This is a genomic window from Arthrobacter sp. HLT1-20 (assembly GCF_054510895.1).
The window spans coordinates 39,362-55,532 of the sequence record NZ_JBTNDR010000025.1 but is presented as its reverse complement, the minus strand read 5'-3'; the positions used below and the strand labels follow the sequence as shown (position 1 = coordinate 55,532).

At 63.0% G+C, this 16,171-nt stretch carries 14 protein-coding genes; 8 read left to right on the top strand and 6 right to left on the bottom strand.

Annotated features, from left to right (window positions below):
• Positions 1 to 85 precede the first annotated feature (85 nt).
• A complete protein-coding gene (locus tag ACX80Q_RS13455) occupies positions 86 to 805 on the bottom strand; it encodes an IclR family transcriptional regulator (RefSeq protein ID WP_459331035.1) in 720 nt (239 codons plus the stop codon).
• Between the two features lie 224 nt (positions 806 to 1,029).
• Here ACX80Q_RS13455 and leuC point away from each other — a divergent pair, with 224 nt between their 5' ends.
• Both leuC and leuD read left to right on the top strand, forming a co-directional pair.
• Positions 1,030 to 2,490: a 3-isopropylmalate dehydratase large subunit gene (gene leuC / locus ACX80Q_RS13450; protein ID WP_459331038.1), complete on the top strand. Its 1,461-nt coding sequence runs from the start codon at positions 1,030 to 1,032 to the stop codon at positions 2,488 to 2,490.
• 12 nt (positions 2,491 to 2,502) lie between these two features.
• On the top strand, positions 2,503 to 3,102 hold the full coding sequence (leuD, locus tag ACX80Q_RS13445) for a 3-isopropylmalate dehydratase small subunit (RefSeq protein ID WP_459331034.1): 600 nt from the start codon (positions 2,503 to 2,505) through the stop codon (positions 3,100 to 3,102).
• 75 nt (positions 3,103 to 3,177) lie between these two features.
• Here the strand turns inward: leuD and ACX80Q_RS13440 are convergent, their stop codons facing one another.
• On the bottom strand, positions 3,178 to 4,155 hold the full coding sequence (locus ACX80Q_RS13440; protein ID WP_459331033.1) for a hypothetical protein: 978 nt from the start codon (positions 4,153 to 4,155) through the stop codon (positions 3,178 to 3,180).
• Positions 4,156 to 4,489: 334 nt separating this feature from the next.
• Between ACX80Q_RS13440 and murA the strand changes: the two genes are divergently transcribed.
• From murA to ACX80Q_RS13415, 5 genes are all read left to right on the top strand, one after another.
• Complete coding sequence (murA, locus tag ACX80Q_RS13435; RefSeq protein ID WP_459331032.1) at positions 4,490 to 5,827, top strand: UDP-N-acetylglucosamine 1-carboxyvinyltransferase; 1,338 nt, start codon at positions 4,490 to 4,492, stop codon at positions 5,825 to 5,827.
• A gap of 69 nt (positions 5,828 to 5,896) precedes the next feature.
• On the top strand, positions 5,897 to 6,703 hold the full coding sequence (locus ACX80Q_RS13430; protein WP_459331037.1) for a lysophospholipid acyltransferase family protein: 807 nt from the start codon (positions 5,897 to 5,899) through the stop codon (positions 6,701 to 6,703).
• Positions 6,700 to 7,737, top strand: a complete 1,038-nt coding sequence (locus tag ACX80Q_RS13425; protein WP_459331031.1) for an NAD(P)H-dependent glycerol-3-phosphate dehydrogenase — start codon at positions 6,700 to 6,702, stop codon at positions 7,735 to 7,737. The genes ACX80Q_RS13430 and ACX80Q_RS13425 overlap by 4 nt, the downstream gene beginning before the upstream one ends.
• Before the next feature lie 3 nt (positions 7,738 to 7,740).
• Entirely contained in the window at positions 7,741 to 8,877 is a 1,137-nt protein-coding gene (locus ACX80Q_RS13420) for a D-alanine--D-alanine ligase family protein (protein WP_459331030.1), read from the top strand.
• Between the two features lie 230 nt (positions 8,878 to 9,107).
• Entirely contained in the window at positions 9,108 to 11,399 is a 2,292-nt protein-coding gene (locus tag ACX80Q_RS13415; protein ID WP_459331029.1) for an alkaline phosphatase family protein, read from the top strand.
• A gap of 82 nt (positions 11,400 to 11,481) precedes the next feature.
• Here ACX80Q_RS13415 and ACX80Q_RS13410 read toward each other — a convergent pair whose 3' ends face one another.
• Positions 11,482 to 11,742 (bottom strand): hypothetical protein, encoded by a 261-nt coding sequence (locus tag ACX80Q_RS13410; protein WP_459331028.1) that lies wholly within the window; start codon positions 11,740 to 11,742, stop codon positions 11,482 to 11,484.
• Between the two features lie 164 nt (positions 11,743 to 11,906).
• Between ACX80Q_RS13410 and ACX80Q_RS13405 the strand changes: the two genes are divergently transcribed.
• Entirely contained in the window at positions 11,907 to 13,046 is a 1,140-nt protein-coding gene (locus ACX80Q_RS13405; RefSeq protein WP_459331027.1) for a methyltransferase, read from the top strand.
• Positions 13,047 to 13,146: 100 nt separating this feature from the next.
• Here the strand turns inward: ACX80Q_RS13405 and ACX80Q_RS13400 are convergent, their stop codons facing one another.
• The 3 genes from ACX80Q_RS13400 to wecB form a co-directional block, all read right to left on the bottom strand.
• Positions 13,147 to 14,121: a Fic family protein gene (locus tag ACX80Q_RS13400; RefSeq protein ID WP_459331026.1), complete on the bottom strand. Its 975-nt coding sequence runs from the start codon at positions 14,119 to 14,121 to the stop codon at positions 13,147 to 13,149.
• A gap of 211 nt (positions 14,122 to 14,332) precedes the next feature.
• Positions 14,333 to 14,791, bottom strand: a complete 459-nt coding sequence (locus ACX80Q_RS13395) for a DUF3515 domain-containing protein (protein ID WP_459331025.1) — start codon at positions 14,789 to 14,791, stop codon at positions 14,333 to 14,335.
• A gap of 146 nt (positions 14,792 to 14,937) precedes the next feature.
• The gene (gene wecB / locus ACX80Q_RS13390) at positions 14,938 to 16,080 is read right to left on the bottom strand and encodes a non-hydrolyzing UDP-N-acetylglucosamine 2-epimerase (RefSeq protein ID WP_459331024.1); all 1,143 of its coding nucleotides are present in this window, start codon (positions 16,078 to 16,080) and stop codon (positions 14,938 to 14,940) included.
• Positions 16,081 to 16,171: the final 91 nt, after the last annotated feature.

Genomic DNA, 16,171 nt, shown 5'->3' with positions numbered 1-16,171 from the left:
TTGTTTGGATTTCAAAAAACAACGACCGCGCGCCACCTGCAAAAACCCCCCCCCCCCCCGCGTCGTCGTTGTTTGGGGATGAAGGTCAGGAGGCGCCCTTGCGCAGCGCCTCGGTCAGGATGCGGGAGGCGTTGCAGACAATTTCCGCGTGCAGGCGCCCGGGCTGGCGGGTCAGGCGTTCGATGGGTCCGGAGATGGAGACGGCAGCAATCACGCGCCCGGAGGGGCCACGCACGGGCGCCGACACCGAGGCGACCCCGGGCTCGCGTTCGCCCAGGCTCTGACCCCAGCCGCGCCGTCGAACACCAGCCAGAACGGTGGGCGTGAAGCGGGCGTTGTGCAGGCCCTCGAGCAGACGCTCATGGTCTTCCCACGCCAGCAAAACCTGGGCCGCGGAACCGGCCTTCATGGTGAGCTGGGTGCCCACGGGGATGGTGTCGCGCAGGCCGATGGGCCGCTCAGCCGAGGCAACGCACACGCGCGAATCGCCCTGCCGGCGGAAAATTTGGGCGCTCTCACCGGTGGAGTCACGCAATTGCAGCAAAACAGGTCCCGCAGCGGCAATGAGCCTGTCCTCACCGGCAGCCGACGCCAGCTCAACGAGCCTGCTGCCGAGCACAAACCTGCCCTGCATGTCCCGGCTCACGAGCCGGTGATGTACCAAGGCTAGTGCCAACCTATGCACTGTTGGCCGGGCCAAACCGGTGGCTGCAACCAATTGAGCCAGGGTTGTGGGGCCAGCTTCCAATGCATCAAGCACAAGAGCCGCTTTATCGATGACGCCAACGCCACTTGAATTGTCCATGTAATGATATTGACGTCTCATTATGTGAGATGCAAATCGAAGGATTGGCTTCTGCCCGGATCTGGCTGGAACAGTGGAGCTATACAAACTAAAGAACACCCTTGGAAGCCAAGCAAATTCCCCGTGAATGCCATGGCCGCCAGGGCTTGAACAGATGAAGGGAGCTGACCGTGACCGAGCCCACCGCGCCCGTTGCGCACGAATCAGCACAGGTGCCGACAGTTTTGACATCGACTCCGCGCAAGACCGCGAAGACGTTGGCCGAAAAAGTATGGCGCGACCACGTTGTCAAGCAAGGCGAAGGCGACGGCGATGCCGCACAGCCCGACCTTCTCTACATCGACCTTCACCTGATCCACGAGGTCACCTCGCCCCAGGCCTTCGAGGGCCTGCGCCTGGCCGGCCGGCCGCTGCGCCGCCCGGACTTGACCATTGCCACCGAGGATCACAACACGCCCACGCTGGCCATCGACAAGCCTATTGCCGATCTGACCAGCCGGACCCAGATCCAGACGCTGCGCAACAACTGCGCCGAGTTTGGTGTGCGCCTGCACTCCCTGGGCGACGCCGAGCAGGGCATCGTCCACGTGGTGGGCCCGCAGCTGGGACTGACCCAGCCCGGCATGACGGTGGTTTGCGGTGACTCGCACACCTCAACCCACGGTGCCGTGGGTGCGCTGGCGTTCGGCATCGGCACCTCCGAGGTTGAGCACGTCATGGCCACCCAGACTCTGCCGCTGAAGCCGTTCAAGACCATGGCCATCAACGTTGAAGGCACCCTGCGCCCCGGTGTCACATCCAAGGACATCATCCTGGCCATCATCGCCAAAATCGGCACCGGTGGCGGCCAGGGCTACGTGCTGGAATACCGCGGATCGGCCATCCGGGCCCTGTCCATGGATGCCCGCATGACTGTCTGCAACATGTCCATCGAAGCCGGTGCCCGCGCAGGCATGATCGGCCCGGATGAGATCACCTTCGAGTACCTCAAGGGCCGGGCCCACGCACCCGTTGGTGCCGATTGGGATGCGGCCGTTGAGTACTGGAAGTCGCTGACCACCGAGCCCGACGCCGAATTCGACGCCGAGGTCTTCCTGGACGCCAACACCTTGGACCCGTTCGTCACCTGGGGGACCAACCCGGGCCAGGGCGTTTCACTGAGCGACAACGTGCCGAACCCGGAAGATTTCGGTGACGAAAACGCCAAGGCTGCCGCTGAGCGCGCCCTGGCGTACATGGACTTGGTTGCCGGCACGCCCATGAAGGACATCCGGGTCGACACGGTGTTCCTGGGCTCCTGCACCAACTCCCGCATTGAGGACCTGCGCGCGGCAGCGGACATCATCCGCGGCCGCGAAAAGGACCCCAACATTCGCATGCTGGTGGTGCCGGGCTCCGCCCGAGTCCGGTTGGAAGCCGAGGCCGAAGGCCTGGACAAGGTGTTCAAGGACTTTGGTGCTGAATGGCGCTTTGCCGGCTGCTCCATGTGCCTGGGCATGAACCCGGACCAGCTGGAACCGGGGGAGCGCTGCGCGTCCACATCCAACCGCAACTTTGAGGGCCGCCAGGGCAAGGGTGGACGCACACACCTGGTCTCACCTGTTGTGGCAGCCGCCACCGCCATCCGCGGAACTCTCAGTTCGCCGTCGGACCTGTCACCGGTCCTCGCCAACACCGTAGCGTAAGGAGCTAACACCATGGAAAAGTTCTCTACCCACACAGGCATTGGCGTCCCGCTGCGGCAAAGCAATGTTGATACTGACCAGATCATCCCGGCCGTCTACCTCAAGCGGATCACGCGCACAGGTTTTGAAGACGCCCTGTTCTCCAGCTGGCGCAAGGACCCGGAATTCATCCTGAACCGGGAGCCCTATGTGGCCGGTTCGGTGCTGGTGGCCGGCGCCGATTTTGGTACAGGTTCCTCCCGCGAACACGCCGTCTGGGCGCTGAAGGACTACGGCTTCAAAGCTGTTTTGTCCTCCCGCTTTGCCGACATTTTCCGCGGCAACTCCGGCAAACAAGGTCTGGTGGCCGCCGAGGTCGCCCAGGATGACATTGAGCTGATCTGGAAGGTCCTGGAAAATGCTCCAGGCACCGAGATCACCGTTGACCTGGTGGCCAAGATGGTTACCGCAGGCACCGTTGTTGCGCCGTTCCAGATTGACGACTACACCCGCTGGCGCCTGCTCGAAGGCCTGGATGACATTGGCCTGACACTGCGCGACGAGCCGGCCATCACGGCGTTTGAGGCCACCCGCCCGTCCATCAAGCCCACCACGCTGCCGGCGAAGTTCTAACTTTCAGCGGCTGCGGCCGAAACGGTCTTTCGCTGTTGATATATCAACAGCGAAAGACCGTTTCGCTGTCCGGAGTCAATGAGGGCCCCTCGGGCGTCGTTGCGGTAGGCTGGCCTCGCGCAGCAAGTGAATGAGTCGCTGCGGATTGCGCAGATCCTGCCATTCCCACCTGACCACCCGGTAGCCAAGCGCCCGCAAACGGTTCTCCCGGTTCTTCTCCTCGATGACTATTTGGGCAGGTGACCTCCCTTTGAGGTAGCGCTGGGCGGAATACTTTTCGTGTCCATCGAACTCCCCGAGAGTCTTGAATTCCTCCCAGTCAAAATCCGGGAATCCAATCCGGCCCAACCCATCCCGGAACTCCCGCTGCAGGCCAGGTATCGGGAAGCCCTGCTCAATCATGATGGCCCGGCTCCATGATTCCCCGGCAGACTGGGACTTGCCGTCGGCGACTGCAAGTACGCGTTGTGCCCGGGTTCGTGCCGTGGCGTTGGGCAGCAATTCAATGGCTGCCAGCACATGATCGGCTTGAAACGTCAAGGGAACATTGACCGGTGATCCTGGCAGGATCCGTTGTGCCAACAACCTGTCCATGGCGGGCAGCGACTGAACCAGCGGCAGGCGGACCGCCATATCCCTGGCAGTTTGTACGGGCGGTGTCAGCAACAAGCCATGCATTTCCCATGGTGGTGGATCCCCTGCCAGTGCCTCAAGTCGCCGGACGCCGTTGCTGCTGCGACCCCCACCTTGCCCGGGCGGTACAAGAGTCTGCACCTGGTTGGGTATTGAGATCAACGGCAAACCCATAATCTGGGCTGCAGATTCGCGTGCGAAAATGGGGCGCCTGAGGGCCAGCTCATGGACTGCTTGGATTTGCATCCGGTACTTCTGCCAACGGGTCAAGGCCTCCCAAGCTCCGGAGGGCAGGTACAGTCCGTGGCGCACCCGGACAAGCTCACCGGCGGCAGCCTGCTTGGAGAGTTGGCGGGAAGCTGTTTCGCTCACAAACTTGTTCGGAGCGGAGATAAAAGGTGGAACTTCGAACTCTGACATGACCCCATGGTGCTGCGATTTTTCCGCCCTTGGTATGCCACCGCAGTCGAACGTGGACAAGCCCAGGCCTTGCTGGGCCTGTGGAAGAGGAAAGCAGCGCTCGAGCGACCCAACCCGCAGGGCGCCCGGAACCCCATGACGTCGATGTGGTCATCGGCTGGAGCTATATCCAGGTCGGATGACCATAGCGGCAGCACGACGCGAATCACCCCGGGCCAGCGGCGTCCGCCACAGAGAGCACAGCGCATTTCAGCATCTCGAGCGGGAGAAACTATGCTTGACGCAGGCCCAAGCAGGTACAGGGTGCGTAGGTGGAACAAAGGATTAGGTGACGATGAGCAGAATTCTGACGGTACGTGGTGGTGTTCCGCTCAAGGGACGCGTCCAGGTGCGCGGCGCCAAGAACTTGGTTCCCAAGGCCATGGTGGCGGCACTTTTAGGCAGCACGCCATCAACGTTGCGCAACGTCCCTGAGATCAAGGACGTTGAAGTTGTCACGTCCTTGCTGCAGTTGCATGGCGTCACAGTGGTCAAGGACCCCATTACGGGCGACCTCACCATGGACCCGGCCAACGCGAAAAAGGCCAACAGCGCCGAGATCAACACCCACGCCGGTGACTCGCGCATCCCCATTTTGTTGTGCGGGCCGCTGATCCACTCCATTGGCCATGCCTTCATTCCGGATCTGGGCGGCTGCAAGATCGGCGACCGGCCCATCGACTATCACCTTGAAGTGCTGCGCAAGTTTGGTGCAGTGGTGGAAAAGACCGGCGGCGGTATCTCCATCACAGCCCCGTTTGGCCTCAAGGGCACCAAGATCAGCCTGCCGTACCCCAGCGTGGGAGCCACGGAGCAGGTTCTGCTTTCCGCAACGCGTGCCGAGGGCATCACCGAGCTCAGCGGCGCAGCCACGGAGCCGGAAATCATTGACCTCATAGCGATCCTGCAAAAAATGGGCGCCATCATTTCGGTGCAGACGGACAGGACCATCCGCATTGAAGGCGTTGCTGAGCTGACAGGCTACGACCACACAGCACTGCCCGACCGCAACGAGTCGGCGTCCTGGGCCTCGGCTGCCCTGGTCACCGGCGGCGATATTTACGTTGAAGGCGCCAGTCAGCGGGACATGATGACGTTCGTGAATACCTACCGCAAGATCGGTGGCGGCATGGACATCCACGACGACGGCATCCGCTTCTTCCACAAGGGCGGCAGCCTGAAGCCGCTCATCATGGAAACGGACGTCCACCCCGGCTTCATGACGGACTGGCAGCAGCCCCTGGTGGTTGCCCTCACCCAGGCCGAAGGCGTCTCCATTGTCCACGAGACGGTTTACGAAAACCGCTTTGGCTTCACGGAGGCGCTGACCCGCATGGGCGCCAATATCCAGCTGCACCGCGAATGCCTGGGCAGCATCCCGTGCCGCTTTGGGCAGCGCAACTTCATCCATTCGGCCGTCATTTCCGGACCCACACCCCTGAAGGGTGCCAAGATCAACGTCCCCGACCTGCGCGGCGGCTTCAGCCACATGATCGCCGCCCTGGCCGCCGAGGGAACCTCCACGGTGACGGGCATTGACGTCATCAGCCGCGGCTACGAACACTTCACCGCCAAGCTGGACGGCCTGGGCGCCGACTTTGATGTGCACGACTCCCAACGGATTTCGAGGTAGCCAACAGTGACCACTGACCTTCCGCCCACGGGCAAGCCGGCACACAGGCGCCCCTTCAAGCCCCGTGGCATGAAGATGAGCACCCGGATGTTCTTTGCCGCGGTTGCGGGCATTGCCAGGAGTGCCATCAACGTGCTCATGGGCAAGGAATGGTACGGCCTGGACCGACTGCCGGTGGATGAGGGCTTCATTGTGGTGCCCAACCACTGCACCGAAATAGACCCCATCGTTGTGGGACACATGCTCTACAACCAGCGGGTCATGCCGCACTTTTTGGCCAAGGACGGCTTGTTCAAGACACCCGTCGTGGGCACTGCCCTGCGTGGCGCACGCCAGATTCCTGTTGAGCGCAGCGGCGCCGGAGCCGGAAAGTCGCTGGCCGTGGCCCAGGAAGTCCTGGATGCCGGGGGAGCCGTTGTCATCTATCCCGAAGGCACGCTCACCCGGGATCCTGATCTCTGGCCCATGAAGGGCCGCACGGGGGCAGCACGGCTGGCCCTGGCCACGGGCGCCAAGGTCATTCCCGTGGCGCACTGGGGTGCACAGGAAGTGTTCCCGCGCTATGGCAAGGGCGTGAAGCTTTTCCCGCGCAAGAAGGCCAGGGTGGTGGTGGGTCACCCCGTTGACCTGAGCGCATTTGCCGGCAGGAGCGCGGACAAGGCGACCCTGGAGGCCATGACGGACATCATCATGAGCGACATCACGGCACTGTTGGAGACGCTGCGCGGCGAGACGGCCCCGGCCCAGCGCTGGGACCCCTCCGCGCACCAGCAATCAAGCCACGGCCGTTTCGAAGAGCGGGGTTCCTCCGCCAAGAATCCGGACACAAAGAACCTGAACGACGCCGGACCAACAGAAAAAGGGGACCTTCCGTGAGTTACGTGGATGGGATTGCACCGGCCAAGACAGCTGTTTTGGGCGCCGGCAGCTGGGGCACCACTTTTGCCAAGATCCTCGGCGATGCCGCCGAGGGAACAGAGCGCAAGATTGTGCTGTGGGGCCGCCGCCAGGAAGTGGTGGACCAGATCAATGACCACCACAGGAACCCCCGCTACCTCTCCACCACGGAACTTCCAGCCAACATCAGTGCCTCCTCGGACGTCCAAGAGGTCCTGGCAGGCGCCCAGTTGGTGGTTCTGGCCGTTCCCGCCCAGACGCTGCGTGAGCAGCTCCGCGGGTGGGCCGGGCACCTGGCCCAGGACGCCGTCGTCGTGAGCTTGATGAAGGGCCTGGAACTGGGTACAGACCAGCGCATGTCCCAAGTCATCGCCGAGGAGTTGGGGCTGGCAGCGGAGCGCATCGTCGTGGTGTCCGGCCCCAACCTCGCCATGGAAATTGCGCGCCAGGAACCCACGGCCTCCGTGGTGGCGTGCGCGGATGAGAACACAGCCAAATGGGTGGCGAACGTGTGCAAGCCCCGTTATTTCCGCCCCTACACGGTTGACGACGTGGTGGGCGTGGAGATCGGCGGGATCGTCAAGAATGTCATCGCGCTGTGCGTGGGCATTTGCGAGGGACAGAAGGTTGGCGACAACACCAAGGCCTCGGTCATCACGCGAGGCCTGGCGGAGACCACGCGGTTGGCGCTGGCGCTGGGCGGCAAGGCCGAGACCATGGCCGGGCTGGCCGGGTTGGGCGATCTCGTGGCCACGTGTTCGTCCTCGCTGAGCCGCAACCACACCGCCGGGCGCATGCTCGGTGAGGGGCTGACTCTTGATGAGGTCAACAACCGCATGACGCAAACGGCCGAGGGCATCAAATCCGGCCGAGCTGTGTCCGACCTCGCCGCGAAAATGGGTGTTGATATGCCCATCACCAACGCCGTTGTGGGCGTGTTGGAAGGTAAACTGACTGTCGATGATCTGGGTCCGCTGCTGTTGGCCCGCCAACTGAAATCCGAAGGCGACTAACACGTGACTACTGAAACCCCTGCAACAACTGCGCCCATTCGCGTGGCCATTTTATTCGGCGGCCGCTCCAGCGAGCACGCCGTCAGCTGTGTCACGGCCGCAGGGGTTCTGGGCGCCATTGACCGCGAGAAGTACAGCGTGGTTCCCATCGGCATCGCCAAAAACGGCCAATGGGTATTGGCTGGGGATGACCTCTCAGCGTGGTCGCTGAAGAACGCCTCCCTGCCGGAAGTAGTGGCGGGGGAGAAAACCGTTTCATTGACCCAGTTGGGCAACACGCACCAGCTGGTGGTGACCGAGGCCGCCAAGGTTCCCGAGGTGCTCGGTGCCGTTGATGTTGTTTTTCCGCTGCTACACGGTCCGTGGGGCGAGGACGGCACGGTCCAGGGCCTGCTGGAGCTCGGCGACACCCGCTACGTGGGCGCCGGCGTCCTGGCCTCGGCCCTCGGCATGGACAAGCACTTCATGAAGGTGGTCTTTGAGGCTGCCGGGCTTGCGGTGGGCCCCTACGTTGCCGTCACTGACCGTGAATGGACGGTTGACCCGGCCAAGGTGCGCAGCCGGGTGGCGGCCCTGGGCTTCCCCGTGTTTGTGAAGCCAGCACGCGCCGGTTCCTCCATGGGCATCTCCAAGGTTGATTCCCTGGACCAGCTCGACGCCGCCATCGCCGAGGCCCGCGAACATGACCTCAAGCTGGTCATTGAGGCCGGCATTGTGGGCCGAGAAATTGAATGCGCAGTTTTGGAGGGCCGGGGCAGTGACATGCCGCGCGTTTCCCAGCCTGGCGAAATCGCCATGGTCGACGGCGAACACCACGCGTTCTACGACTTTGAGGCCAAGTACGTCCAGGGCGATGCTGTCAGCCTCAGCTGCCCGGCCGACATGCCAGAGGCTGACATTGCCCGCATTCAGGAACAGGCCGCGCTGGCGTTCGACGCCGTGGGTGCCGAAGGGCTCTCCCGCGTGGACTTCTTCTACACCGCGGCAGGGGAGCTGATCATCAACGAGATCAACACCATGCCAGGCTTCACCCCGAGTTCCATGTACCCGCAAATGTGGGCGGCCTCCGGCCTGGCCTACCCGGAGCTGATTGACGAGCTCCTCCAGCTGGCCCTGCACCGCAAGGTGGGCCTGCGCTAACCCCGGCACCCTATCGCAGCAATGGTCAGTTTTTTCGGGACCCTATCGCATCCAATGAGACCGCGTTCACGAAAAACTGACCATTGCTGCGAGAGCGTTTGAAGGGGTGGGGCGGACGCCGTCGTTCATGTCCGCCGTGGCCCATGCCACCCAACGCGGTGAACGCCCCCGGCTTGTATAGACAAGCAATGTTCACGCGGCGCTCACCGGCTTAAAACGAGAACTTTTCTGTGGCTCATTATCGTTCCAAGGGTGCCAACAACGGCACCACAGACGAAAAAGAGATCATGCGCTCATCACATCGCGTTGTCCGCCCACTTGTAGTGACTGCCGCCGTGGCAGTGGCGGCCATGACGTTCACGCCCGCAGCCACTGCCGCAGTCCCGGGTATCCCCTATGAAGGCCTGCCCGGAGGCGCCAAGGTCCAGAAGTCGCTCGTGATCGGCCTTGACGGGGCTTCGATCAGCGTCATGGACAAAACGGCGCTGCCGGCCATTGAATCGGTCCGCAAGGCGGGCATGACGGCTGCCAGCAACCTCTACGCCAACCCCATGGCGCCCACCGTCTCCGGGCCCGGCTGGAGTTCCATTGCCACCGGCGCCTGGCCGGACAAGCACCGGGTGCTGGACAACAGCTTCACCGGAAACAACTTGGAACAGTTCACCAACTTCCAGAACCGCCTGGAACACAACGATCCCGCCACCTCCACTCTGGTGGCCGGCACGTGGGGACCCATCCCCGACATCATCTTCAAAACCGGCACGGACCTGGCCATCTCCGGCGGCTCCGACAACAACACCACGGCCAAGGCTGTTGACTACCTCAGGAACGGCAACCCGGACAGCACCTTCGTCCACCTCGACGACGTGGACGGCGCCGGGCACAACTCTGGCAGCAGCAGCGCCAACTACCAGGCACAGCTGAAGGTCACCGACGCCAAGGTGGGCGAGATCCTCGCAGCCGTCAAGGCCCGCCCCAGCTACGCCGCCGAACAGTGGCTGATTGTCATCACCGCCGACCACGGCCACACGCCCACCGGTGGCCACGGCGGCAGCACCCAGTTGGAACGCCAGTCCTTCGTCATTGCCCAGGGCGCCGGCATCCCCGCCAATTCCACGCGCAACGACGTCAAGGTCACAGACATCGCCCCCACGGTGCTCAAGCACCAGGGCGTGGCGATCGATCCGGCCTGGAACCTCGACGGCCAGCCGATCGACGAAATCGTCCCGGACGCCTTCGACACCGTCCGCAGCCAGCTCAAGCCCCGCGCCGATGAAACGGCGGTGGGCGCCGACGTCCTCGGCTGGACCCACACGGCCCCCGAGGGCTGGAGCATCGACAACTCCGCCATGCCCACCGGCGGTGTCGCCGAGTGGAGCGGCTGGTCCTTCGCCACTGACGAGTTCTGGACCAACATTGAGCGCAACCAGGGCCGTGAGAGCAGCGTGCGCAACCGCAATGTGTTCGCCGTGGCGGACTCGGATGAGTGGGATGACAAGGCCCACGCCGCCGGCAAGTTTGATTCCACCCTGGTCAGCCCCGCGTTCCCGCTCAATGGCCAGCCCACCGCCTCGGTGAACTTCGCCAGCAACTACCTCATTGATGGACCCCAGTCCGCTGAGGTCTTCATCAGCTTCGACGGCGGCACGCCCCAGCTGCTCAAGGCCTACAAGATCGACACCAACAGGATGGAAAGCCTGCCTGCAGACGTCCCCGCCGGCGCCAAGGAAGCACAGCTGCGCTTCAAGTACACCGGCACCAACAGTGCGTTCTGGACGGTAGATGCGGTCACGCTCACCCAGGCAGCCTGGACCGTGCCCGTCACCACTGCCAGCATCGCCGAAGCCCCCGCATCGGGTTGGCACACCACGGCCCCAACCCTGACACTCACTGTCAATGGCGGCGCCACGGCCTTGGCTGCAGAGTCCGGAATCCGCACCGAGTACCAGATGAACGACGGCGAATGGGTCGCCTACTCAGCCCCCGTCACCCTTGCCGACGGGGAGACCAAGGTGAACTACCGCTCCATGAACGGCGGCGGAGTTGCCGAAGAGACCAAGACCCTTGGTGCCATCAAGGTGGACACCACCGCCCCGACGCTGACCACCAAGGCTGTCAGCCGGACGGCCGTTGCCCAAGCCAGCGATGCTGCATCCGGGATCGCAGCGTTGGAGTACAGCATTGATGCTGGCGCCACGTGGCAGCCGTACACGGCAGCCGTTGAGGCCGGAAGCAAGGCCGCGACAGTGATGTTCCGTGCCGCGGATGTTGCCGGCAACAGCACAGCAGTGCAGGAAGTGAAAATTGCCGCGGTGGCGGCGCCCAGCGCTTCGGCGACACCGTCGGCAACCGCAACAGTGTCTTCACCCGCCTCAGCCGGAGCGGCCCTTCCTGTGGTGCAGGATCAGGGCCAGCTGGCCGTCACGGGTGCAGGCAGCACCCTCACATGGCTCTCCGCGGGAGCGCTCCTGCTGATGCTCGGTGGATTGGCAGTGCGCCTGCGCAGGCGCGTCCGCGCCTAGAAATCCTCGCCTAAAAGGGCGGACGCAAGAAGAAACTATGCCCATGCTGCACGCATCTCCAGAGCGTGCAGCGTGGGCATTGTCACTCCCGCGGCGATTCGCTGAGCTTGATCCCCAGAAAGCCTGTGGTCTTGAACAGGTGGATGATGCGTTTGATGGAGCCGGTGAGGCATGTGGCGCCACCGCCCACCACAGCCAGCAGCAGGACAGCGAGCACCAGGAGGTTCTCCGAGCTGCCAGGCACCAGCGGGGTTGTAATGAGCCCGCCGATGCCGGCGGCCATGATTGCCCCGCCGATGAGCATGAGTTTGATGCCCGGACGCCGGGTTGGTTGTTCAGTCATAGTAGGAAAATCTAACACCGCAGCACCACGCCTCCGCCAAGGCAGGCGAATTCACAGCCGCCCAAGAAAAACCTGGCTCCTGCACGGGCTAAACTGGGGCGTTAGTCCTGTCCTGTGGGCACTCGCCAGCACTGCTTGGCCCCGGCAATCATTCGAGGAGCCCCATGAGCACTGAACCCTTGCCCCAGCGCACCACCATTTCCTGGACGCAGGGCGAGGCCGAGTTCACAGCACCGTGGTTCTCGGCCAGCGGTGCCGCCGCGCCCAAAAAGGTCCTGGCCGTGGATGACTCGCTCACCGCCGACGACGCCTACCGCCTAGCAGCCCAGGGCACTGCCTTGTTGTGGCAGGGCGACTATCACAACGCCCGCCAGCTCCTCTCTGCCATGGCCCGGCGCCTGCCCACCTTTTCCCGGCACGACGGCGAAAGCGTTGCTCAAGCCTTCTACCGCTACCGCCAGGGCCGGACACAAAGGGCTAGAATGCTCGGGCTGGTGCTGGTCCCCTTGGAGCCGGGCCCCGCAGTGGGCCTGCGACGCGCCCCGGATGTTTCGGCAGCATGGCTGGCCGCTGCCGGTGAGGTGGAGACTCTGACAGTGGCCCCGTTGCAGGACGTGCTTGGCGCCGTGGGTGCCTTCGAATGGCGCCGCAACGGATTGTTTGTGCAGGAGCTCGATGACCACATCTACCCGCACTATGGGACGTTCGCGCCCATCCGCAGCGAATACCTGGCGCTGGTGGCGCAGGCGCCTTTGCCATCCACCGAGCTGGCCTTTGACATTGGCACGGGCACCGGGGTCCTGGCGGCCATTTTGGCCAAGCGCGGGGTGAAGACTGTCATTGCCACGGACAGCGAACCACGGGCCATCGCCTGCACCCAGGAGAACATGGAGCGCCTGGGTCTGGCGGATGCCGTCGAAGCCAGCCTGACCAACATGTTCCCTGAAGGGCGTGCGCCCCTGGTGGTCTGCAACCCGCCGTGGTTGCCCGGCACAGCCAACACGTTGTTGGACAACGCCGTCTACGACCCCAAGAGCCGCATGTTGAAGGCCTTCCTGACAGGGTTGGGCGGGCACCTGGAATCCGGGGGAGAGGGTTGGCTGATCATCTCAGATCTGGCCGAGCACCTTGGCCTGCGGTCACGGTCCGAACTGCTGGGCTGGATCGAGTCGGCCGGGCTCACTGTCCTGGACAAGTTGGACACGCCAGCCAAGCACCCGCGCTCCATGGACAGCAGCGATCCGTTCTTTGCCGCCCGCAGCCAGGAAACCACTTCTCTGTGGAGGCTCGTCACCGCGGACTGACGGCTGGTTGCCGCGCCATCGCTGGATGAAGCGTACGACGCCGGACCGCGTGGAAGTTCCGCTGTGCCCGCCATCGAACGTGGACGGCGGCACCACAGTCCTAGGACTTCGCCCGACGACCAGCTCGTTTGGCGAACTCATCGATGGCGTTCAAGATTTCGTCGCTGCGCCAGCATGGTCCAAGCTGGTGTTCCGCCTTGGACTGCAGAATTCCAGCCTCGACGAGTGCTTTCAGCGGTGGGTATACGTTCGGTTGCGCCACCCCGAGTTCTGCCGCAGCGGTAGCTGAGTCAAGAACTGGGCGGCGGGCAATTACATCGAGCATTCGCCAAGCATTACTGTTCTTGCGCGCGGTGAGCTGATTTTTCCAAGCTCCTTGAACTACTTCGATCTCTTCGACCAGCTGACGAGTGTTGGCGACTGCCCTCAATGCGGCGTTTGCGAAGGCGCGAATAATTGGCGTGACGTCACCGGCGCGGTACTCGGTCAGCGCACTATGGTAACCCTCAATATCGGCCAGCAGGCCGGCAGAAACAGGGATGGCCACGTTTCTGGTGACGCCGCGGTGCCGGAGGATCGATTGCGCCAAGGCGCGTCCCGTTCGGCCATTTCCATCCGGGAACGGGTGGATCGTCTCAAACTGTGCATGGCTCACGGCAACCGAGACCAAAGCTGGAACATCAAGTCGTGCGATAAACGTGACAACATCATCTATAAGCCCATGTACTTTGCTGTGGTGCGGTGCCACGAAGTCGGCGCCAACGGGGGTGTCGTTGCGCGTACCGATCCACACCGGCTCATCGCGCCATTCGCCGGCCTGGTGGATGGTGTGGTTCTCCATGAGGGCACGGTGCATTTGCAAGATGGCGTCAGATGAGATCTTCTCTGCCAGTTGCAGGGCAGCCGTCATCGCCCTGGTATTGGCAGCGATCAATTCAGCGTTTCGGCTCTTTTTCAGTCCAAGCTCGGCGCTGAATATGGCTCGGGCACTGGCAGTCAGGTTCTCGATCTGGGAGGATGATGCGGATTCAGAGCGCAGCAACACAGGTGCAAAGGTTGCTACCTTATGTCCCAATTCGGCATCAAACCTGGTGAGCCCGTTGGTGGCTCGATCGGCGAGTAGGAGCGTTTCCTCATCCGGTGCTGGTGTTCGCTTGGCAATGGATTCTTGTTGGTGCTCATAAAGCGACCGCCCTGTTTTTATGACTTATCGAGTTACTCATAATAGTTACCCATGATTTTGTGAGTAACCAGCCTCAAACACTTCAGCCCCGCCATGCGAAAGCCTACAGGCAGGCTCCGCCGGTGGCAGGAATCTTCGCAGCGGCGGCAGAAATCTGTGTTAGGACGGTGTCCGAGGGAATCGTGTTCTCCTTCAGCACCAGCTCGGTGGCGGGGTTGCGCCCATAGGTGGTGATGGTCCAAGTCTGGTCCTTTTGCTTCAGGACCCAGTCCACGCCATTGACCGTCACGCACTTGTCAGTGGTGGGCCCCAGAACCGGCACGCCGCAGCGCAACACCACCAGCGATGGCTCGCCCCAGGCGGCCGTTGCCTGGCTGGTGGTGGTCCGGCGCTGGGCGTCAGCCAGGGAATCCGGCAGGGCCACCATCATGGGGGCGCACGCCGGATTGTTGGCATCCTCGGCGGCGGTGATGGTCACGGACGGCGCGCAGGCGGTCAGGGAAAGCAGGGAAGCGGCGGCTAGGGGCACAGCAATCCGCCAGGAACGGTAGGTCAGAGGCATGGGTGAAGCCTATCTGTTCAAGCTATGAAGAGGCTGCCAGGAGAAGGCAATCCAACAGATTTACCTGCCCCGGGCGGGGTCAACGGGCGGTTTCGTGATGAAATTCACCACTCGCCGAAGTCGGTGGCTGGGTGGGGCGCAACAGCTCAGGAGCTGAAATCGCCGATGCGTGCCCCTACGCCCAACAAATGGGCAATGGCCGCCACTGAACGTGCCGCCGCCTTGCCGTCGCCGTAGGGATTCACTGCAGTGGACATCGCGTCAAAGTGCAGGGGATCGTTGAACAGCCTGCCTACCTCAGTGACGATGCGTTCCTCGTCCGTGCCGATCAGCCGCACAGTGCCAGCCTCGAGGGCCTCGGGCCGTTCGGTGTTTTCCCTCATGACCAGGACGGGCTTGCCCAAACTGGGGGCCTCTTCCTGGACACCGCCGGAATCTGTGAGGACCACATGGGCAAGGGACAGCATGCGGGTGAATTCGCCGTACGCTAACGGTTCGGTCACCATGACGTTGGGCAATCCCGCAATGGCGGGCAGAACGGCCTCCCGTACCAGCGGGTTCTTGTGGGCCGGGAGCACAATGGTGAGGTCCTGCTCCGCCAGTGCAATCCGGGCCAAGGCGCGTCCCATGCCGCGCATGGCGCCACCTTGGTTCTCGCGGCGGTGCGTGGTGACCAGCAGAATCTTCCGTCCGCTAGTTGCCAGTTCTTCCAAGGCGGGGTCGCCGAAGGCGATCCTCTTATCCACAGTGGTGAGGAGGGCATCGATGACAGTGTTTCCGGTGACAACAATGGCGGATTCCTTGACGCCCTCAGCGAGAAGATTGGCCTTGCTGGTGCTGGTCGGTGCCAGGTGGAGGCTGGCAAGCTGCGTGGTCATCTTGCGGTTGGCTTCCTCCGGGAACGGGGAGAACATGTCGTGGCTGCGCAACCCGGCCTCGGCATGGATGACGGGGATGCCGCGGTAGAAGGCGGCGATAGCGCCGGCGGTGGAGGTGGTGGTGTCACCTTGAACCACCACGGCGTCGGGCTTGGACGCGGCGAAGAGTTTGTCTAGGCCGTCAATGGTGCGCGTCAGGATGTCAGAGAGGGACTGCCCATGCTGGAGGATGTCCAGATCGTGGTCCGGGGTGATGCCAAACAGCTCGTTGACCTGATCCAGCATTTCCCTGTGCTGTCCCGTCACCGTCACAACGCAGTCAAAGTCGCTTGATGCATTCAAGGCTGCAACTATAGGCGCCATCTTAATGGCCTCCGGACGTGTGCCGTAGATCGGCATGATGACAGGCATGGTTCCCCCAATGAGAATTTGATGTGAGCAGCCCCAGTCTATTCCACGGGGCTCCGCGCCCGGCCGCACTGTGGCGCCGCAGACCATGCCA